Here is a 19,418-nt window from a genome sequence, read left to right as displayed (position 1 = left end):
TCTGATGGATTAAGCGTATAAGTCAACAAATTTTACACTGTTTCATTTAAGGTGGCCGGTAGCAATAGCCTTGCGTTACGTTTAAAAAATAGATATGGCCAATACCATATGATTTGGATTACCACATCGTCTCCCGATATTTTTCAGTTGGCCAGTAGCTGGCTTATTACCCGTTTTGTTGATCAAAAAGCAGAAATTATTTTTGCCCCTGAGGAATCGGTGAATACGGTTATTTCCGAAACCTTGGGCCTGCCTTTTGATATTGAAGGCGTAGAATTTTCGCGTACGCAGGGATGGAGTGCGTTTGAGCGTATTTTGGTATCGTACCGTTTTACTAATCCGGCACTGGGTAAAATGGCGCCTGTGTTGCGATATAGCAATGCGTTAACATTAAAAGAATATTTTGAGACGTTTGGTTTAAAAGAGGAGGCAGCCCGTTTGGTCCAAATTCCAGCTAACGATAAAGAAGCTTTAGCTTTTGGTTTAAAATTATTTGATGCTCTTTATAATAAAGTGCGTGAGTCTACTTTAGCCGAAGGAGTAGGTCACAATATTGACCCTATTAAAGGGCTGTAACCTTGTTATGAAATATATTTTTATCATTATTCTTTTTTTTATGTCGGCTCCGGTTTTTGCCGGATCAAGAGGCGATATGTGTGATGCATTAAAAGATGTGCCTCCTTGGGTTAAAAATGATTATATTGTTGAAGTAAGCCTGCAGCCGCAGGCTGGCAAATATCCCGACAAGTACAGGCTTAATAACTGGATGCCCGATGAGGCCGAGTTAAAAAAAGTGCAGATAACGGCGAAAGTTGTTGGGGTTATTAAAGGTGGTCTTAAAGTGGGCGATTCTTTACCTCCCCAATATTCTATAGGGATTTTTTCTTCCACCAACCACACCGGGGCATTTTGGGCCGATTTTTTTTCCAGAAAAAAAGTGACTCTTTTAACTGGCCCCACTCTCGATGATTGGGCCGGCGAAGCTTATAGTTCCCCCATACCTGCTGTTAATGTTGATTATTTAGAAGGATATAAAAAGTACAAGGAAGCGGTTATAGGGTGCAGATAAGAGAGGGGTGGGGTCTTTTCACAAGCCTTTTGCCAATAAAGTGGTGACCATTTGGTTTAAGCTTACTTTTTCACGGGTGGCACGGATGATGAGATCTTTATGAAGCGCTTGTGGCAGGCGGACGTTAAATTTGCCGCTGGCCTTGCGCATGAGAGCTGGTTTAGGAATGGGATGTTTTAGTTTTTTGGCGGCCATGATCCAACTTTCGATAGCCTGATGGACATGTTTTAAAGCCTGTTCACTGGTTTTGCCGTGGGTGATGCAGCCTTCCAGCTCCGGTACTTCGGCTATATAGCATTGGTCTTCTTCCGACCATAAAATATTGATGAGATAAGCAGTTTTGTTTTTCATAGAATGCCCCGTGTTTGAAGAGATTTTTTGATTTGCCGTAGCTGATAAGAGGGGACATCTTTGCTGTGGGAAGCAATCACGATATGAATATCGGGATATTGATGATGCCCCCATACTTCATGAGAACCCTTACCTCTTATTTTTATAAAGCCCAGCCTAGACAGTAATGTTTCCAATTCGGATTGTTTAATATTTTGCCGGTCCAGTTTTTCGATGAGACTTTCTGCTGATCCCATATCATTTGGTACCATATATAGTGGCATTTTTTCAAGAGCTATTTGATAACAAACTGATAGCAGTTTTTGTGTTTGGGCCTGTTTTGGAGGTAACATTTTCCTTGTAATGTCGATAAAAAACTGTTGAGGAGAAATTTATTTATGAGCGCAAAAACTACAATAAATTATACCGATTTGGACTTTGTGGCGAATGAATATGTGGTGGGTGAGGGTGAGCAAAAAACAAATAACCTTACCACTTTGTTGACGACGATTGATGTTGACCGTAATTTTGCAATCAGTAAAGAAGAATGGGATGTGGCTATTGCCAGTGGTTCTATCAACTGGCTGATTGATCCTTTCCGTAGGGATGAATTCCAATTTACAGGTATCAGGGCTCTTTTATGAAATTGACTCTTATAAGCCCATTACAAGTTCAGAGCCATCGGATGGTAATGGGTTTTGTGATTCGTCTTTGGGGGATGTGGTGTGTGTTTATAAACCAAGATACCAAACCATTCCTGATAATCCAGTTCAAACCCTAAAGAGTTTATTTGACAGTAATGAATTAAATAATGTTGAGTATAAAGTTCCCCCAGACAACTCAGAAATGGGGCCATCACTTGTTTTTAAGTACAATTTAAATGGTGAGCCAAAATTTGTAATTATACCAAAAAATAAATTAGCAGCTTTTTTTGCATATCTGGAACAGGCAAAAAGCAGGGGCTGGACAATAATTACTAATGGTAGCTCTCATTTAGAACCCGCTTTGAGAATGGGTAGCGGCGGGGGTTATGATTATAAGCTCTTATCAGAAATAGAAAGGGGTTTAATGACTCCTTTTCAGAGGAATATTTTTTATGGTGCCGTGGCTGGTGCTTTGTTTGGCACTGTCGATGTAGGTATGGATAAGGAAGGTGTTCCCGAATGGGCACAATCGTGGATTTTCGGTGTTTTTGGTGGTATGTTAATCGCTACGGCACCGGCGGATTTATTGGTTTTACCGGTGGCGGTTCCCGCACATGAGATGGGTGAACGTGCCGGTGAATGGGTGGGTGAAACGGGGGTTGTGCAAGAGACGCAGCACGCTATTGGTTTTGATTTAACTCCCAATCAATGGGGAACCTTAGGTGGAAGTACGGCGGAAGGGGCCATGTTTGCGAGTGCGGCCCAAGTGGCGCATGGTACCGGAGCGTATCAATGGCTCGATTCTACCCGTGTGGCGCAGGGTGTGCGTTCTGGAGCGCAGGGCATTATTGATGGCGTGACAAGCAGCCTGGGCCGTGTGTGGGCGGGTTTGATTGGCACACCGCTGATAATGATCGGCAATCCGGATGCAGTTTTGAACAATGACTATCAACCAGGTGTGCCGCACATGAAGCAGGGGTAGTTTTTTCTCAATCCCTATCTCGTAAAATAAAGGGCAGGGCCTCTGCAGCGGGTGGGGTCAGGTTGCATCATCATACAAGTTAAAACACCAGCAACTAGTATGATGACGCAACCCCAAGGTGTCTTTTCACAAGCCTTTTGCTTGAAAATTTTCTATTGCGGTGTTGCCGATTCGGTAGCGCTTATTTTGCCATCCGAACCAATTTTATAAGTGATAAAAGTTTCCTTTTTAGACGTGGGTTGTTGTTCCCCGCTATCGGCAATCATGAACTTTGTTTCGGTTTTACGGGCTGCAATGCTATGCCCACCTTCTAAAGTGGCGGTTTGAATATTTTGAAATTCGATATCACCTTCCTGCAAAGCAATAATTTTATTATCGATGGGTTGGCCTGCAAGTGTATAAGTGACCAAAACAAAATACTCACTACCCTCGCCAATACCATTGGTTTGACGGTAAATTAAGGCCACATATTGAGATGTGGATTCGTAGTTAAACGCCGGATAAAATTCACAGCAACCACTTCCGGCTAAAAAAGGATTGGTAGGTTTATATTGGTTAGGGTCGCCCGCATAATCGACTGGCATCGATTCGATGGCGTTGGCGGGAAGTGTTGCCTCCATCGATTCATCTCCTGGTAAAATATCTTGAGGAAGATAAGATTGTAAAAAAAGCTTTTTGAACATTTCAAATGCCTGATTTTGTGTTTGGGCTGCCGGTTGCGCAGGAGTAGGTGTTTGAGATGTAGAAGTGTTTGTAGTCGGTTGTGTAGCCTGTTTGCTAGCGGGGCAGCCACCGCAATGAATTGATGTTAATAAAAAAAGAAGTGGTAAATAGGATGTTTTTTTAAGCATAGGGATCTTTTAACAAATTTTTTTTACGAGGGCAAAGTTTTTTGACTAAGTATCTGCCAGTGTTGAGCCAAACGTTTAAGAGAATTTTCGTAATTGCCCGTTAAAATATCTTCAATTTTTACCCAGGCTAAGTTGTTCGATTCTTCACTCACAATAAATTTGTCTGTATTGGCCACAAACGGAAAATTAACATCATAATGAAAATGCTCGGGTTCATCCTTGCGGGCAGGAATGAGGTGAATATCTATCCCCAAAATTTGAGGCGAGAGGGGAGTAATAGACAAAATACCCGATTCTTCCTGGGCTTCCCTCAAACAGGTTTCTAAAATATGAGGATTACCGTCGGCATGCCCCCCCAATTGGATCCATTTATCCAGTTTTTTGTGGTGTGTTAACAAAACATGGGTTTTGGCCGGGTTTAAAAGCCAGGCCGAGCCCGTTACGTGGCCTGCCAGGTGTTCGCGCTTAAAACAATGGGGCGTGCTTTTAACAAAAGCCATAAAACGGGTTTTTAATTGCTCTTCATGATTATTTAAGGGGCAAAAAGCTTCTAACAGGCTTAAGAGATCCATGGTATTAGCACTAGCGCACCTTGAGGTGCCATGCTATAAAAATTCTTCATGCCTCAGCACTTAACATCATTAATGAAACGTGTGGTGCGCCAATTAATTCCGGTACTTATTCCGGATAATCCTGTTTTTACATTCGATGATATTGCCGACTGGTTTTTTGGGTATATGAACCGTATGCTGATAGAACAGCCGCCGTTAACCCGTTTTTTTCTTAAAATGGGTTTTGTTGTTTTTGAATATGCCGTTCCTTTTTTTGGTTTTGGGTTTCAGCGTTTTTCATCCTTGTCTGATGCTAAAAAAGAAAAATATACTCACAAATGGGCCCATAATAAAATTGTGGCCATCCGCGAAATTTTTAAGGCCTTAAAAGGATTTTTACTGGTTATCTATTTTGCCGAAAGGCGCATTTGGAATTATGTGGGATATTTTCCGGAACCTTATATTAACGAGAGAATTGCGTTAAGGCAGGAAATTTTGAATAAGTGAATGGTGAATGGTTGATGGTGGATGGTAAAAAAAGCTCATTACTATCCACTATTCACTATCCACTATCCACCTCTTATGATTCTTACTTATTCCGACATCAAAAAAAATATTTCCGAAAAATGCGATGCCGTGGTGGTGGGGAGTGGTGCGGGTGGTGCGGCTGTGGCCAAGGAACTGGCCGAAGCAGGGTTATCGGTTATTGTTTTGGAAGAGGGTGGTTATTACAAAACCGAAGATTTTAGGCACCTCAACACGCTTGAAGGAATTATCAAGCTCTACCGCGATGCAGGTTCTACCGCCATGATGGGTAAACCCAACATCATGTACACCGAAGGGCGTTGTGTGGGTGGGTCTACCGTTATTAACGGCGGCATGTGCTGGAGGACGCCCGATAAAATTTTAAAACGCTGGCAATGGGAAAACGGGCTGACTGATTTAACGCCTCAAAAGATGGATTTTTATTTTGACCGCGTTGAAAAAATGCTGTCGGTATCTCCTGTTTTGCCCGAAGCGCAAAATAGAGATTCCGATTTGTTAAAGCTGGGGGCCGAGCGTTTGGGCTACAAGGTAAAACCCAATGTGCGGTCGGGAAAAGCTTGTGTGGGCACCAATCAATGTTTGGTTGGATGTCCTACGGGGGCCAAACAATCATCTCTTGTTTCTTATATTCCTGCTTTTATTCAGGCCAAGGGCCGCGTGATTGCCAATTGTCGTGTTAAAAAAGTGCATCTTAAAGGTTCTAAGGCAGATGGTGTTTCGGGTGTTATTGTTCATCCCGAAACTAAAAAAGTATTACACAAGGTACGTATTCAGGCTCCTATTACTGTTGTTTGTGGTGGAGCCATTCAAACACCCGTACTCTTACTCCGCAGCAAGGTAGCTAATTCATCCGGACTTGTTGGTAAAAATTTATTTGCTCATCCCAATACCAAAGTAGTGGGTGTGTTTAACGATAAAGTTGAAGCCTGGAAGGGTGTTAATCAGGCGTGTCAGATAACCGAATTTATGGACGAAGGAATTATTATGGCGGTTAATTTTATTCCGCCAACTGTAATGGCCTTGGCTCTCCCTCAATATGGGAGGGGTTTTTTAGATGAAATTAAAGAAATTTATAATCACTGTGTAACAGGCGCTGCATTAATTGAAGACACCTCGCGTGGTCAGGTGCGGGCTATTCCCGGCGATCAGGCTTTGGTAACCTATAGTTTAAACGCGCGCGATTTTGAGCTGGCCAAACGGGCCATTGCTCTTTTATCTGAAATATATTTTGCGGCCGGCGCCAAGCGGGTGTATTTGCCATTTGATAATTTGCACGAAATTAAAACGCTGGATGATATCCGTAAAATTTACGAATATCCCATGAGACCTATCGATTTAGAGCTGATGACAGTACATATGATGGGGACTGCTCAAATGGGTAGTGACCCAAAAAAATCGGTTGTGAATGGTTTTGGAGAAAGTCATGATGTAAAAGGTTTGTATGTGGCCGATGCATCGGTGTTTCCATCGTCTATTGGTGTGAATCCTCAAGAAACCATTATGGCATTGGCCACACGCACGGCTTTTCACATTGCCGAAAATGTAATGAAGTACCGGACATAACATGATTAATTTAGACACTATTAAGGACGAAGCGGTTGCATATCTTCAACAGCTTATCCGTATCAATACTACCAACCCTCCCGGTAATGAACTGGAAGCTATTAAATTTTTATCGGGAATTCTTACCAAAGAAAATATTCCACACGATATTTTTGAAAGTGCACCCGGGCGCGCCAATTTAGTGGCGCGTCTTAAAGGCAATGGTTCTAAAAAACCACTTCTCTTAACCGGCCACGTGGACGTGGTTCCTGCCGAGCCCCAGCATTGGGCTGTAGATCCGTTCTCGGGAAAAATTCAAGATGGCTGTATTTGGGGCCGTGGTGCGGTGGATATGAAACAGATGGTGGTGATGGAGCTGATGATGCTTCTTTACGCCAAACGGAACAGTTTAAATTTAAATCGCGATCTTATTTTTGCCGCGGTGGCTGATGAAGAAGCGGCCTGTACTCACGGCAGCCAGTGGCTGGTTGAAAATCGTCCGGAGTTGGTGCAGGCCGAGTATGCGTTAAACGAAGTAGGTGGTTTTAGTTTGTATGTAGAAGACAAAGTTTTTTACCCTATTGGTGTAGCCGAGCGTGGTATTTGCTGGTTTAGGGTTATTGCAAAAGGTGATCCGGGCCACGGATCTATGCCGCACGATAACCAGGCAGTTAATAAACTCACGGGTGCAGCACATCGTTTGGGCACACATCATTTGCCGTTTCATTCGCATCCTGTGGTAAATAAATTTATTAGTTATTTGGCCAGTGCCCAAAAATTTCCAAAAAATATTATTTTAAGTCTTGTTAAAAACCGTTTGTTTCATTCGTTTATTACCAGCAAAGTATTGCCCGATAAAAAGCGTGCTAAAGTTTTTAATGCTCTTTTTCACAACACGGTATCTCCCACTATTCTTAAAGCGGGTAGTAAGGTAAATGTAATTCCGTCTACAGCTACCTTTGAAGTAGATGGGCGTATTTTGCCTGGGCAAACGGTAGAGAGTTTTTTAAATGAAGTGCGCGAGGTGATTGGCCCCGGTTTAGATATTGAAGTAAACTATAAATGGAATCCTACCGAAATTAAAGATTATCAAAATGATTTTTACGATGTGTTGGCCAGTAGTGTGATTGAAAATCACGAGGGAGCTATTCCTGTTCCGTATCTTATTCCAGGTTTTACCGATGCTGCTCATTATAGCCGCCTGGGTATTAAAAGTTATGGTTTTGCGCCTGTAAAATTGATGCCTAACATGAATTTTTCGGAAATGTTTCATGGGCACAACGAACGTATTCCTGTGGAAGGATTTTTGTGGGGTGTAAAAGTATTGGGCGATGTTATAAGAAGAGCTTAAATGTTAAAACAAATTGTTAAGCAATTTTTTAAATCTAAACTGAATGCAATTGGCTTTTTAATTGTACTTACATTATTTGCCATTGCCATAGCAGCGCCTCTTTTAGCCGGTAACAAGCCTCTTCTTTTAAAATATCAGGGGCACATGTATTTTCCTGTTTTTGGCAACGAACCTCAAAATATTTCATCGTATCGTGATTTGACCTTGCAAAAAAAGGATTTTGGTTTCATGCCTCCCATACCGTATTCTCCTACCGAGTATAATTTGGATAATCCGCTTATTGCTCCTGGCCACGAACATTTTTTAGGAACCGATGAACAGGGTCGTGATATTGCCTCGCGCATGATTCATGGTTCACGTATTTCGCTGTCGGTAGGTTTTGTTGCGGTGGGTATTTATCTTGTTGTGGGTGTTATTATTGGTGCCGTGGCCGGTTACTATGGTGGCAGGGTTGATATCATGATTTCCCGCTTTATGGAAATGGTGATGTGTTTTCCCACGTTCTTTCTAATTCTGGCCGTTTTGGCCTTTGTAGGCCCAAGTCTTATTAATATTATGATTGTTATTGGGCTTACCAGCTGGACGGGAGTGGCTCGTTTGGTGCGTGGAGAGTTTTTAAAATTGCGGGATCAAGATTTTGTGAGTGCCACGCGCGCCTTAGGCTTAAGAGTACCACGCATTTTATTTAAACATATTTTGCCCAATGCCATGGCGCCTGTTATGGTGTCGGCTACGTTTGGGGTGGCCTCGTCCATTTTAATTGAATCGTCGCTTTCGTTTTTGGGTTTTGGTGTACAACCACCCACGCCTAGCTGGGGGGATATTTTGTCGCAGTCGCGCGAATTTATGGATATTGCCTGGTGGCTTACTTTTTTTCCGGGATTTGCTATTTTTATTACCATCACGTCTTTTAATATTGTAGGCGAAGGCCTAAGAGATGTGCTCGATCCTAAACTCAAGACGTGATACAACTTAATTATGCCGTCATTGTTAGATATTAAAAATTTAAAAACTTTTTTTCATACTCAAAACGGGATTGTGAAAGCCGTTAACGATGTGAATTTGTCGGTTCAAAAAAAATCTATCCATGCTTTGGTGGGTGAATCGGGTAGTGGAAAGAGTATGACTGCACTTTCCATTTTAAATTTAATTTCTGAGCCGGGGCGTATTGAAGACGGTGAAATTATTTTTACCCCTCATGATAATGAACGCATAGATCTACTTTCGCTTACCGAAAAAGAAATGCAAGCAGTGCGTGGCAAGCGCATTGCTATGATTTTTCAGGAACCCATGACAAGCCTTAATCCGGTGTATACCATTGGCGACCAAATTGCCGAAGCCGTTTTGGTTCACGAAAAAGTTTCCAAGCAAGAAGCCTTAAAACGCTCAATTGACATGTTGCAAAAGGTGGGTATCCCTAACCCAGAGCGTCGTGTGCACGATTACCCGCATCAAATGAGCGGCGGGATGCGTCAGCGGGTGATGATTGCCATGGCGTTATCGCTTAACCCCGAACTGCTTATTGCCGATGAACCCACTACCGCTTTAGATGTAACCATTCAGGCCCAAATTTTAGATTTGATTCACCAATTAATTGACGATTTAAATATGACCTTGCTGCTTATCACGCACGATTTTGGTATTGTGGCCGAGCATGCGCAGGATGTGTCGGTGATGTACGCCGGCGAAGTTGTGGAGCAGGGCAAGGTTACCGAAATTTTTGACAGGCCCATGCATCCGTATACCAAGGGGCTTTTGGAATCTATTCCTAGTTTGAAAAAACAGGGAGAAAAAAAGTTAAAATCCATCCCGGGTGTGGTGCCTAATTTATCAGAACTGCCCGCAGGATGTTATTTTGGTGATCGCTGTGAGCGGGTATTTGAAGATTGTAGATTAAATCACCCGTGGATGTTGGGGGATAAAAACAAAGCGCACCGGGCGCGTTGTTTTAAACCATATTAAGGTCTTAACCCCGAGATTAGGACTTTTAAAATTTTAGACACGCCGTTGTTTGGGTCGGCCCAAACAACGGCTCCAATATCGCCGATTGAATCTTTATATCCCGCTTGTTTCAATCGACGACATAGGGTCTAAAATTTTAAAAGTCCTAATCTCGGGGTTAAGTCTATTTTAATATTTGTGTTTTATTTGAGTTGTTAGAGAGAAGAAAAAAAGAAATGACCGAACTCTTAAAAATCAACAATCTCACTAAAAAATTCCCTATCAAAGGAGGATTTTTTAAAAAAACGGTAGGCCATGTGCATGCGGTTACCGATGTGTCGCTTGCTGTAAACGAAGGTGAAATTGTGGGGCTAGTGGGTGAGTCGGGTTGTGGTAAGTCTACACTGGGGCGCTCGATTTTAAAACTGATAGAACCCGATAGTGGCGATATTATTTTTGATGGAGACAATATCACCGCGTACTCGTCTTCTCAAATGCGGGCCTTGCGTAAGAAGATGCAGATTATTTTTCAGGATCCGTATTCCTCACTTAATCCACGCATGACCATTGGCAAGGCTATTGAAGAACCTATAAGGGTGCATAAAATTGTGCCGTCGTCCGAAGCTAAAAAACGTGCGATGGAGCTTTTGGAAAAAGTAGGTTTAAAAGAGGAACATTATCATAAATACCCGCACGAATTTTCGGGTGGGCAACGCCAGCGTGTGGGCATTGCACGGGCTTTAGCATTAGACCCCAAGCTTATTATAGCCGATGAACCGGTGTCGGCTTTGGATGTATCCATTCAGGCTCAAATCATTAATTTATTATCCGATTTAAAAGACGAGTTGGGTTTAACTATTTTATTTATTGCCCACGATTTAAAAGTAGTGGAGCACATTAGTCAAAAAATTGTGGTGATGTATTTGGGGCGCGTGATGGAAGTGATTGAATCTAAAAATCTTCATGAGGCTAAGCATCCTTATACTTTGTCTTTATTATCGGCAGTACCCGTGCCCGATCCGCATGTAAAAAAGAAGCGCATTATTTTAAAGGGGGATGTTCCGTCTCCCATTAATCCACCCAGTGGTTGTGTATTTCATACCCGTTGCCCCAGTGCTAAACCCGAATGTGCGGAAGGTGTGCCTCCGCTTAAAAATATAACAGCACATCATCAGGTTGCGTGTATTTTGGTGTGATAATTTTAAAAAATTAGTCGCTTAAAATGAAGGTAAAAGTTCCCATAAATCGTCTATAGCTTCCCTAAGAGGATTTGGACATTCTACTACTTCCTCAGGGGGCATGCTTCTAACAAGTGGTTGGTTTTCGAAAACAAATTTTTTTGCTGCTTTGTATTCTTCTGTGTCTTCAAAATTAGCGTTAGCTGTTACATACGCCATAAAAACTTCTTCTTCATAAACTTTAGGGGTAGAGGTACAACGCAACTCTTCAAAAAGGTATTGTCTTAACCCTGCTATTGGTCCAGGGCCTTCGTCACCAATGAGATCTACGCGGTAAGTGCCTCCACATATCATAATATCAAGAAAGGCGTGCCCTACTAATAAAGTTCGTGATCCACATGTGTTGGTGGGTACTGTTAAAAAAGTAACTTTATAAACGGGGTTAAAAGGTTTTAAACGAGATTCCAGTGCCTTCGCCACTTCTTCTACAGAATCTACGCATTGCGACCAATTATTGTAAGTAAAATCATTATCACGCAGTGATTGGCGCAAAAAAGCCTGTACCTCGTAAGGATTAAATTCGGTGCAGGATTTTATAGGTGTTACATTGCTTACTACGGTGCCCATACTATACTTATCGGTATGCTTGCTTTTTAGTTGTGTGTAATCAAGTTATTTATATAACGCATAGCGTTATCACTTTTTGATGGACCTTAAATTATAAGAGGTGGTAGATCACATTTTATAGAGGGGAGAATATGGTAACACACCACGGAAGTTGCCATTGTGGGGCGGTTCGCTTTGAAGTGGAGGCCCCCGAAAAAATTGAGGCCATCGAGTGCAATTGCTCGGTATGCAATCGTACAGGCTATTTACATTTATTAGTTCCTCAAGAAAAATTTCGTCTTACCTCCGGTTCCGATCACTTAGTGAGTTATCGTTTTAACACGGGCCTTGCCAATCATCTCTTTTGCAAAACCTGCGGCATTAAATCCTTCTTTGTTCCTCGTTCTCAACCTAACGGTTATTCGGTGAATGTTCGTTGTCTGGATATGACGACAGTTAAAGATATTTATTTTGAACAATTCAACGGCCGCGACTGGGAAGTGCACGGCGAAGATTTACGTCATCATTCTGAAGAGATGGAATAATCGAGTTTACAAACTCTCCACAAACTTAGCCCAGGTACGTACCATAACACCGGTACCGCCACGGGTTTCGTATTCCTTGGGTTTTTCTGTCCAGGCGGGGCCAGCGATATCGATGTGAGCCCATTTGATTTTATCCACAAATTCTTGCAGGAATAAACCACCGTTGATGGTGCCAGCATAACCGCTTCCGATATTTTTGAGATCGGCAATGGGAGATTTAAGTTCAGCTTTATATTCATCGGCCAAAGGGAGCTCCCACATTTTTTCACACGTGTAAGCGCCGCTATCGATAAGTTTTTTGGTGAGCTCGCTATCATTACTGAGAACGGCCGAATAACGATCTCCCAACGCCACTAAACAGGCGCCGGTTAAGGTAGCGGTGTTCACCATATAATCGGGTTTCTTTTTTCCGGCATAACACAAGGCATCAGCCAGTGTTAAACGGCCTTCGGCATCGGTGTTTAAAATTTCAACCGTTTTGCCATTCATCGATTTAATCACATCACCCGGTTTTGTAGAATGTGCATCCACCAAATTATCGGTAGCGGCCACAAACCCATACACTTCTACCTTAGGATTTAAACGGGCAATGACGGACATATAGCCAATAACGCCAGCGGCACCCGCCATATCGTCCTTCATAGTTTCCATACCTTTAGCGGGTTTGATGGAGAGGCCACCCGAATCAAACGTAATACCTTTGCCGATAATGCAAACTCTCTTTTTCGCTTTTCCTTTAGGTTTGTAATGCATTTCAATAAACGCGGGAGGATTTGAAGATCCGTAATTAACGCTTAAAAATAATTCCATGCCTAGTCGTCGGATTTGCGCTTTATTAAAAACTTTAACACGTACGCCTTTGGCTTTTTTGGCAACAGCGGCTAGAGCCAAGGGTGTCATATCGTTAGCTGGAGTATTAACTAAATCACGGGCTAGCTTGGTGCCTTCTGATAAGATAACGGCTTTGCTGGCTGCTTTTTTAAGATCAGCCGCTTTTGCTTTTGCAGGAACGGCAATAGAAAGTGATTTAATCACATGTACATCTTTTTTAGGTTTAAAGTAACGGTTGAATGAGTACCCGGCGAGTTCCACGCCTTCTACCAAGGCCTGACAAGCGTCTGTAGCGGATACTTTTTCGAGGGGAGAAGGCATTAATTGGGTAATAATTGTCTTGGCCCGTACTTGCATGCCCACTTGATATACACGGGCACCTACACGTCTTAAGGTTTCTAAATCTGCTTTTTTGCTATCGCCCAAACCAACCAGTAGCACGTAGCCAGCGTTAGCTAAGCCATGTGTGGGGATGAGTTTGGCGGCTAAGGGAGTTGCTTCAAATTTTTCGGTTGTTAAAAGTTTATCGAAGTGTAATTTTTTGTTGAGAGCATTGGCTAAAGGATGAGAACCAATTTTGGTATCGTGTAAAAGAACGACTAAGAGATCGGTTTTTTGTTTAGCAGCATCAGAGGTTAAAAACTGATAGTTCATGGAAAGCGCTCCTTGGTCTAACTTGGTTTAAATTTTGATCTATAAGTGTAGCGAAATCATTGATGTTTTCCAAGGCTATTTTAGGAGAGGATTCATTTTATGAAATCATATCGTGACGAATTATGGTTTGAAACTAAAACACGGCGGGCTTTTATCAATATTACCCCACAAGTTGAGGCTATTTTGGCTAAAAGTGGCATAAAAGAGGGGCTTTGTTTAGTGAATGCCATGCATATTTCGGCATCGGTGTTTATAAATGACGATGAACGCGGGCTTCATCACGATTTTGAGGTGTTTTTAGAGAAATTAGTGCCTCATGCCCCTATCGATCAATATCGTCACAATGATACCGGCGAAGATAATGCCGATGCTCATATTAAACGCCAGATTATGGGGCGTGAGAGTGTGGTGGCTATTACTAAAGGAAAACTCGATTTTGGCCCCTGGGAGCAGATTTTTTATGGTGAGTTTGATGGCAAGAGGCGTAAAAGGGTGTTGGTAAAGATTATTGGAGAGTAACTACCCACAGTCACCCCGGCGGAGGCCGGGGTCCAGGTTAAGATGGGCCTGGATACCAGCCCACGAAGTTGCACCCTCGTGGTGTACGCCGGTATGACGAAGAAAGAATACATATGACGATCAAAACAATCAACCCCGCAACAGGCAAAGTATTGGCCGACTATGCTTTAGACGGTGATGCCACGATTTTATCCAAGATAGAAAAGGCATATGGTGCTTTTCGGGTTTGGAGAAACTATTCGTTTGAGGAAAGATCAAAAATTCTTAAAAAAGCGGCGGAACTTTTTCTTCTTCACAAACAAGAACATGCTCTTCTCATGACGCGCGAGATGGGAAAACCCATCACACAGGCTGTGGCCGAAGTTGAAAAGAGCGCTTTGGGGCTCAATTATTATGCTGATCATGCGGCATCTCTTCTTGCTCCACAAAAAATTGAAACCGACGGGAAACCCAATCATATTTCTTTTGAACCCTTGGGTCTTGTTTTAGGCATCATGCCCTGGAATTTTCCGTTTTGGCAGGTGATGCGTTTTGCAGCGCCCACGTTAATGGCGGGAAATGGAATTTTGCTGAAACACGCTCCCAATGTATGGGGCTGTGCAGCAGCCATCGAGGATGTTTTTAAAAAAGCGGGAGTGCCAGACGGGCTTTTAACAAATTTATGGATGGATGTGCCTAAAGTAGAAAGTGTTCTTAGTCATCCTTATGTGCAGGGAGTCAGTTTAACTGGAAGCCAGCGTGCCGGAAAGCAGGTAGCTGCACTTGCTGGAAAATATCTTAAAAAATCTGTTTTAGAACTGGGTGGGAGTGACCCGTATATTGTATGCGACGATGCCGATTTTAATTTGGCGCTGAATACGTGTATGGAATCTCGTTTTAATAATGCGGGGCAGGTATGCATTGCCGCCAAAAAATTTATTGTGCATGAATCTCTTTATAAAAAGTTTAAAGAGGGCTTGGTTGAGAGCATGCAAAAACTTGTTGTGGGTAATCCCGAAAACCCCGACACCAAAATGGGCCCCATGGCGCGTGATGATTTGCGTGACATGCTTAAAAAGCAGGTGGGACGTTCGGTAGAGCGGGGCGCTTTTATTGTGTGCCAGAATTTAAATGTTCCCAAACAGGGTTTTTATTATCCGCCCACACTCTTAACCGAAGTAAAACCCGGTATGCCAGCTTTTGATGAAGAAGTTTTTGGCCCAGTGGCGGTGATGATCCCGTTTAAAACCGATGACGAGGCCATTCAACTGGCCAATCATCCCTCATTTGGTTTGGGGGCGGCTGTGTTTACTCGGGATGAAAAAAGAGCATCGCAATTTGTAAAAAAAATCGAGGCCGGTGTTGTGGCTGTTAATTCACAAGTACGCAGCGACCCGCGTTTACCCTTTGGTGGTATTAAAGAATCGGGCTATGGCCGCGAGCTTGGGAGCTTTGGTATTATGGAATTTGCCAATATCAAGACGGTACTTAATCTATATTAAGTGCAGCCCTCATCTACACTACCATCACAATTATTATCGGTATCATCGCAAATTTCGCTTGCTCCCGGGTTGATGGCGGCATTGGTGTCTATGCAATCATCGTCATTGCTTTTATAACCGGTAGGTGGACAGCTAGCTTGTATGCTCCCATTTGGATTTCCATAATTGTCGTTGTCATCATCCCTGTAATAAGTGCGTAGCTCTCTGTCATCAATTAACCCATTGCAATCATTGTCGCGGCCATCACAAAATTCATGATATCCGGGGTTTACGTTGGAACGCGTATCATCGCAATCATCTGGAAAAGTGGCATAGCCAGCAGGTAATGTGCAGTTAGCTTGCACCGTTTGTGTTGTAATACCATAATTGTCGGCATCGGCATCCAGATAATAGGTTGTAACAACATCATCCACCTGCCCATCGCAATTATTATCTATTTGGTCGCAAATTTCCTGAATGTGTGGGTTGATAAAGGGATTGCTGTCATTGCAATCGCCTCCAGACACTGTAACTCCATCTTCGTCGTTATCGTACAAATCAGGAAAACCATTGTCGAAAGTGTATATGTTAAGGCTGGTGCCATCATCATCATAAATTAGTAAATCATCGGAGGCACCTGCTATCAGGTTATCAACAATTACCGACGAACGCATTTTATTGCTGGTGATAAAACCGGTATTCGCCTGCCAAAAACCTGTGGAAGCAAGCTGTGAGGATCCAGAAAAAATATGAAAGATTCCCGTTCCGTTTTGAATGGCATCGGATACTACGTAATCTGTTTCTCCATCACCATTCAAATCGCCAGTTGCTGTTTCTTTTAAACGGTTTTCGGGTGTGCCTAAATTAAGTTTGTTTGATTTTAAATAAATGGTGTTAACTAACATGGCCACCGATTGATCTTGCGTTAAATCGATAGGTGGTAATAAAAGCAATCGCTTTTCATCTGTGCAGCCCACGGTGGGTGTTCTTAATACCGTAAAGTATGGCGTATTCGACCCCTCGCCAAATGAAATAGGTTTGTCGCACGACGAATAATTGATTGTTGGTAGTGAAGTATCCAGTAAAATATCGCTTCCGGGCTGTAGGGGAGACAAGAGTGTATACTGGCTGTCGTTTACAGGGTTGATGACTAAAAAATCTTCCACGGTATCACCATTAACATCCCCTAGTGTTTGTGTCCCCAGTGTTAAATACTTTGTAGAAAAAAATGACGAGTCACAGTAGGAAGTTGATTCACTAGTGGAAAGCGTGGAAATGGGCATTTGCGATAAAATATTATTTTGGCTCCATTGAGAGCGGGTGCCCGTATAAAGCAGGTTGAGTGCCTGATAACCCGACGTGGAACCGGGAGACGGAGCCAAGCACGAACCCAATACCAACTCCCCAATGTCATCGTTATCCAGATCGGGAAGGCTTTTTAGAAAAAAACCAACATGCGCATTGGCGAAATTTTCGTGGATGCAATAATTGGCAGCCGAAGTATCCAGGGTATCGGGCCATGTTGATTGGCTTGATGCCAGATAAATGCAGACTTCTCCCGACAGCGAAGTTGATCCGGTGTAATTTATATTGGCAATCAAAATGTCATCTAGTCCATCACCATCCATGTCATGCATGAGTGTGGGTAGCCCGTAACTGTTTTGTTCGTATAGATAGGGGATTGTCCATTTTTTATTGGTGATAGTATCCAGATTTGCTGGTGTTGAGGCGGCTATTAAGCTAGATCCCAAAACCAGGTGGACCGATAAAGTACCTTGTGGATAGCCGGCATCATCATGGTGACGGGCACTTACCAGGTAGTCGGCAATATCATCGTTATCAAAATGGCCGGTTGCGACATGGTGAATGCTTCCGTTGGGTATTTCTACACTCATGGCAGGAGCTGTATTGCTCAATACAACCTGGGTAATACTTTCGCCGCAGATTTCGTTATGTTTGTTGTAAACCGAGAGTCGTAAATATACTTTTGAACTTTGAGAAACATTGATTGTTCCCAGCACCCCATTAAAAATTTTATTCGTGGATTTTTTAATGGTTTGATAGTTTCCAATAGGTGCCGATCCCCATTCTAGTTTGTAATGATGAAAACTTTTTCCTCTCGCAATACCTGTGATGGTGATGGGAGCGCTAGTGATGGTTTCTCCAAACGGAGATAGAATTTGTGCTGCACAGGTATCGGTATTTTCAAGCGCTTTTGCAGCATTTAAAATTCCGTAAACACTTGTGGCTTCGGGAGATTCCGTTCCTGTATGCGAGGATGTTGTCTGCTTTATTTTTTGTAAAACTTCATCGACATCCAGCCTGTTGTTTGAGGCCAGTAACAAGCCCACCACACCTGCCACATGAGGTGATGCCATGCTGGTACCCGACATAAGAAGATAATTGGAAGGTTCCAAAAGTGTGGGGATGATTTTATCTGTATGAGTTGATCCATAGACCGACTGATTGGCATTAAGTGACAGAATAGAAGAGCCGGGAGCCAGAATATCGGTTTTCCAACCATAATTGGAGAAATTGGCAATTTGAAAAGTTGGTGTGATGGCTCCTACCGCTATTACAGTGGGGTATCCGCTGGGGAAATGATAGGAGGCATCGCTATTGTCGTTTCCCGTGGCCGCTACAACCACAAGTCCTGCATCCCGTGCGAATAAAAAATTTTCTTTTTCGGTTTGCGAATAATTATAGCCACCCAAACTCAGGTTAGCCACATCGGCTCCCATATTAATGGCATAATGCAAGGCATCTATCTTGGCCGAAGAGTTGCAGGAACCAGAAGAATCGCTACAGACTTTAAGTGGCATTATTTTGCCCTGCCAGATTATTCCCGATATCCCCATGCTGTTGTTGCTTGCAGCCATAATGGTACCGGCCACGTGGGTACCGTGACCATAGTGATCCATGGGGTCGTTGTCTTCGCTTTCAAAATCGTATCCTACAACATCATCGATATAGCCGTTGTTGTCATCGTCTACGCCCGTTATTCCATTTTCTTCAATATTGTTTTTCCAGATATAATTGCTGATATCGGGGTGATTATAATCGATACCGCCATCAATCACGGCAATTTTTAAATCAGGATGCCCACGCGAGTACGACCATGCCAGAGGCATGTTTATTTTATTTAATCCCCACATGTCGGTGTAGGGTTGGTTCCATGTTCCCTGGCTTGAAAAAAATGGATCGTTGGGTGTTTGAGGGCTGCCAGGCACTGGGATGGGAGTTATGGGCTGAGATGGAATTTGGGGTTGGCCTGGCAGGCCGGGATTGATAGCGAGATCCAAATTTTCATGAGGTACCAGTTCCACAAAAGATATTTTTGAAAGATGCTTCAAGATGCTTAAAATATAATCGGCCTGGGCGGTATCTATAGGTTTTGAAAATGTCAGGTGATAGTAGTTGTAAATCTTGGAAAGGGGAGTCGATTCTTGAGGCGTCATCCGTTGGGCCCGTATGGGAAATTTGTGGCGGAGTTTATCCAGATAGTTTTTGTATTCCTCGCCATTCTTTATATCGGGTAAAATTTTGGTAATTGTTGGTTTTCCAAACTGCTGTACAAGCGTTTTAAAGGCCCGGTCATTTTTTATATCCTCAATGTCATGCGTGGGTACTTCAATATAAAACTCTTCACTTTTTTTAATGCCAACAGCCGTGTTTGTTTGGGCTGTTGCTGGATGCTGCCAGAAAATGACCAAAGAGCTTAAAATCAGGAAGATCGTTTTTTTAGACTTGAGGATCACTCTTAGAAATAATGCAAAACTTGGACCAATTTTTATCCAAAGATCACAAGGGTTTTATCC

Annotated in this window: 20 protein-coding genes; 13 read left to right on the top strand and 7 right to left on the bottom strand. The window is 42.8% G+C overall.

Annotation, left to right across the window (positions count from 1 at the left end; all coding sequences use genetic code 11):
- Positions 1-108: 108 nt before the first annotated feature.
- Together K1X76_06490 and K1X76_06485 are read left to right on the top strand one after the other, a co-directional pair.
- A complete protein-coding gene (locus K1X76_06490) occupies positions 109-576 on the top strand; it encodes a chromate resistance protein (GenBank protein ID MBX7148718.1) in 468 nt (155 codons plus the stop codon).
- Between the two features lie 7 nt (positions 577-583).
- Positions 584-1,069, top strand: a complete 486-nt coding sequence (locus K1X76_06485) for a hypothetical protein (GenBank protein MBX7148717.1) — start codon at positions 584-586, stop codon at positions 1,067-1,069.
- 18 nt (positions 1,070-1,087) lie between these two features.
- Here K1X76_06485 and K1X76_06480 read toward each other — a convergent pair whose 3' ends face one another.
- Positions 1,088-1,420, bottom strand: coding sequence for a type II toxin-antitoxin system HicB family antitoxin (locus K1X76_06480; GenBank protein ID MBX7148716.1), 333 nt, complete (start codon positions 1,418-1,420; stop codon positions 1,088-1,090).
- Positions 1,417-1,752 (bottom strand): type II toxin-antitoxin system HicA family toxin, encoded by a 336-nt coding sequence (locus tag K1X76_06475; protein ID MBX7148715.1) that lies wholly within the window; start codon positions 1,750-1,752, stop codon positions 1,417-1,419. The genes K1X76_06480 and K1X76_06475 overlap by 4 nt, the downstream gene beginning before the upstream one ends.
- A 45-nt stretch (positions 1,753-1,797) precedes the next feature.
- Between K1X76_06475 and K1X76_06470 the strand changes: the two genes are divergently transcribed.
- Together K1X76_06470 and K1X76_06465 are read left to right on the top strand one after the other, a co-directional pair.
- Entirely contained in the window at positions 1,798-2,043 is a 246-nt protein-coding gene (locus K1X76_06470) for a hypothetical protein (GenBank protein ID MBX7148714.1), read from the top strand.
- A gap of 424 nt (positions 2,044-2,467) precedes the next feature.
- Complete coding sequence (locus tag K1X76_06465) at positions 2,468-3,025, top strand: hypothetical protein (protein ID MBX7148713.1); 558 nt, start codon at positions 2,468-2,470, stop codon at positions 3,023-3,025.
- A 152-nt stretch (positions 3,026-3,177) separates the two neighbouring features.
- Here the strand turns inward: K1X76_06465 and K1X76_06460 are convergent, their stop codons facing one another.
- Positions 3,178-3,876, bottom strand: coding sequence for a hypothetical protein (locus tag K1X76_06460; protein MBX7148712.1), 699 nt, complete (start codon positions 3,874-3,876; stop codon positions 3,178-3,180).
- Positions 3,877-3,899: 23 nt separating this feature from the next.
- A complete protein-coding gene (locus K1X76_06455) occupies positions 3,900-4,448 on the bottom strand; it encodes an NUDIX hydrolase (protein MBX7148711.1) in 549 nt (182 codons plus the stop codon).
- 48 nt (positions 4,449-4,496) lie between these two features.
- Between K1X76_06455 and K1X76_06450 the strand changes: the two genes are divergently transcribed.
- From K1X76_06450 to K1X76_06425, 6 genes are all read left to right on the top strand, one after another.
- Positions 4,497-4,934, top strand: coding sequence for a hypothetical protein (locus K1X76_06450; GenBank protein ID MBX7148710.1), 438 nt, complete (start codon positions 4,497-4,499; stop codon positions 4,932-4,934).
- Between the two features lie 21 nt (positions 4,935-4,955).
- Positions 4,956-6,536, top strand: a complete 1,581-nt coding sequence (locus tag K1X76_06445; GenBank protein ID MBX7148709.1) for a GMC family oxidoreductase — start codon at positions 4,956-4,958, stop codon at positions 6,534-6,536.
- Position 6,537: 1 nt separating this feature from the next.
- On the top strand, positions 6,538-7,866 hold the full coding sequence (locus tag K1X76_06440) for a M20/M25/M40 family metallo-hydrolase (protein MBX7148708.1): 1,329 nt from the start codon (positions 6,538-6,540) through the stop codon (positions 7,864-7,866).
- A complete protein-coding gene (locus K1X76_06435) occupies positions 7,867-8,832 on the top strand; it encodes an ABC transporter permease (GenBank protein MBX7148707.1) in 966 nt (321 codons plus the stop codon).
- Between the two features lie 12 nt (positions 8,833-8,844).
- The gene (locus tag K1X76_06430) at positions 8,845-9,828 is read left to right on the top strand and encodes an ABC transporter ATP-binding protein (GenBank protein MBX7148706.1); all 984 of its coding nucleotides are present in this window, start codon (positions 8,845-8,847) and stop codon (positions 9,826-9,828) included.
- Between the two features lie 215 nt (positions 9,829-10,043).
- Positions 10,044-11,003, top strand: coding sequence for an ATP-binding cassette domain-containing protein (locus tag K1X76_06425; GenBank protein MBX7148705.1), 960 nt, complete (start codon positions 10,044-10,046; stop codon positions 11,001-11,003).
- Positions 11,004-11,024: 21 nt separating this feature from the next.
- Here K1X76_06425 and K1X76_06420 read toward each other — a convergent pair whose 3' ends face one another.
- Positions 11,025-11,612 (bottom strand): hypothetical protein, encoded by a 588-nt coding sequence (locus K1X76_06420; GenBank protein MBX7148704.1) that lies wholly within the window; start codon positions 11,610-11,612, stop codon positions 11,025-11,027.
- Between the two features lie 131 nt (positions 11,613-11,743).
- Between K1X76_06420 and K1X76_06415 the strand changes: the two genes are divergently transcribed.
- Entirely contained in the window at positions 11,744-12,136 is a 393-nt protein-coding gene (locus K1X76_06415; protein ID MBX7148703.1) for a GFA family protein, read from the top strand.
- A 6-nt stretch (positions 12,137-12,142) separates the two neighbouring features.
- Here K1X76_06415 and K1X76_06410 read toward each other — a convergent pair whose 3' ends face one another.
- On the bottom strand, positions 12,143-13,621 hold the full coding sequence (locus K1X76_06410; GenBank protein ID MBX7148702.1) for a leucyl aminopeptidase: 1,479 nt from the start codon (positions 13,619-13,621) through the stop codon (positions 12,143-12,145).
- A 99-nt stretch (positions 13,622-13,720) separates the two neighbouring features.
- On the opposite strand from K1X76_06410, the gene K1X76_06405 reads away from it, so the two are divergent.
- Positions 13,721-14,140, top strand: a complete 420-nt coding sequence (locus K1X76_06405) for a secondary thiamine-phosphate synthase enzyme YjbQ (protein MBX7148701.1) — start codon at positions 13,721-13,723, stop codon at positions 14,138-14,140.
- Positions 14,141-14,253: 113 nt separating this feature from the next.
- Positions 14,254-15,621: an NAD-dependent succinate-semialdehyde dehydrogenase gene (locus tag K1X76_06400; GenBank protein MBX7148700.1), complete on the top strand. Its 1,368-nt coding sequence runs from the start codon at positions 14,254-14,256 to the stop codon at positions 15,619-15,621.
- On the opposite strand, the gene K1X76_06395 is transcribed toward K1X76_06400, so the two are convergent.
- Positions 15,618-19,313, bottom strand: a complete 3,696-nt coding sequence (locus tag K1X76_06395) for a S8 family serine peptidase (GenBank protein ID MBX7148699.1) — start codon at positions 19,311-19,313, stop codon at positions 15,618-15,620. The two genes, K1X76_06400 and K1X76_06395, sit on opposite strands and share 4 nt — an antisense overlap.
- Positions 19,314-19,418 lie beyond the last annotated feature (105 nt).

This window comes from bacterium (assembly GCA_019695305.1).
GTDB lineage: Bacteria > UBA10199 > UBA10199 > UBA10199 > JAIBAG01 > JAIBAG01.
The sequence above is the reverse complement of the archived record's forward strand: the minus strand, read 5'-3'. Positions and strand labels throughout refer to the sequence as shown.

What these genes read in the sequence shown, in the direction of transcription:
- K1X76_06490 (MBX7148718.1), top strand. Translation starts at nt 109, where the DNA reads ATGATTTGGATTACCACATCGTCTCCCGATATTTTTCAGTTGGCCAGT.
- K1X76_06485 (MBX7148717.1), top strand. Translation starts at nt 584, where the DNA reads ATGAAATATATTTTTATCATTATTCTTTTTTTTATGTCGGCTCCGGTT.
- K1X76_06480 (MBX7148716.1), bottom strand. Translation starts at nt 1,420, where the DNA reads ATGAAAAACAAAACTGCTTATCTCATCAATATTTTATGGTCGGAAGAA.
- K1X76_06475 (MBX7148715.1), bottom strand. Translation starts at nt 1,752, where the DNA reads ATGTTACCTCCAAAACAGGCCCAAACACAAAAACTGCTATCAGTTTGT.
- K1X76_06470 (MBX7148714.1), top strand. Translation starts at nt 1,798, where the DNA reads ATGAGCGCAAAAACTACAATAAATTATACCGATTTGGACTTTGTGGCG.
- K1X76_06465 (MBX7148713.1), top strand. Translation starts at nt 2,468, where the DNA reads ATGACTCCTTTTCAGAGGAATATTTTTTATGGTGCCGTGGCTGGTGCT.
- K1X76_06460 (MBX7148712.1), bottom strand. Translation starts at nt 3,876, where the DNA reads ATGCTTAAAAAAACATCCTATTTACCACTTCTTTTTTTATTAACATCA.
- K1X76_06455 (MBX7148711.1), bottom strand. Translation starts at nt 4,448, where the DNA reads ATGGATCTCTTAAGCCTGTTAGAAGCTTTTTGCCCCTTAAATAATCAT.
- K1X76_06450 (MBX7148710.1), top strand. Translation starts at nt 4,497, where the DNA reads ATGCCTCAGCACTTAACATCATTAATGAAACGTGTGGTGCGCCAATTA.
- K1X76_06445 (MBX7148709.1), top strand. Translation starts at nt 4,956, where the DNA reads ATGGTAAAAAAAGCTCATTACTATCCACTATTCACTATCCACTATCCA.
- K1X76_06440 (MBX7148708.1), top strand. Translation starts at nt 6,538, where the DNA reads ATGATTAATTTAGACACTATTAAGGACGAAGCGGTTGCATATCTTCAA.
- K1X76_06435 (MBX7148707.1), top strand. Translation starts at nt 7,867, where the DNA reads ATGTTAAAACAAATTGTTAAGCAATTTTTTAAATCTAAACTGAATGCA.
- K1X76_06430 (MBX7148706.1), top strand. Translation starts at nt 8,845, where the DNA reads ATGCCGTCATTGTTAGATATTAAAAATTTAAAAACTTTTTTTCATACT.
- K1X76_06425 (MBX7148705.1), top strand. Translation starts at nt 10,044, where the DNA reads ATGACCGAACTCTTAAAAATCAACAATCTCACTAAAAAATTCCCTATC.
- K1X76_06420 (MBX7148704.1), bottom strand. Translation starts at nt 11,612, where the DNA reads ATGGGCACCGTAGTAAGCAATGTAACACCTATAAAATCCTGCACCGAA.
- K1X76_06415 (MBX7148703.1), top strand. Translation starts at nt 11,744, where the DNA reads ATGGTAACACACCACGGAAGTTGCCATTGTGGGGCGGTTCGCTTTGAA.
- K1X76_06410 (MBX7148702.1), bottom strand. Translation starts at nt 13,621, where the DNA reads ATGAACTATCAGTTTTTAACCTCTGATGCTGCTAAACAAAAAACCGAT.
- K1X76_06405 (MBX7148701.1), top strand. Translation starts at nt 13,721, where the DNA reads ATGAAATCATATCGTGACGAATTATGGTTTGAAACTAAAACACGGCGG.
- K1X76_06400 (MBX7148700.1), top strand. Translation starts at nt 14,254, where the DNA reads ATGACGATCAAAACAATCAACCCCGCAACAGGCAAAGTATTGGCCGAC.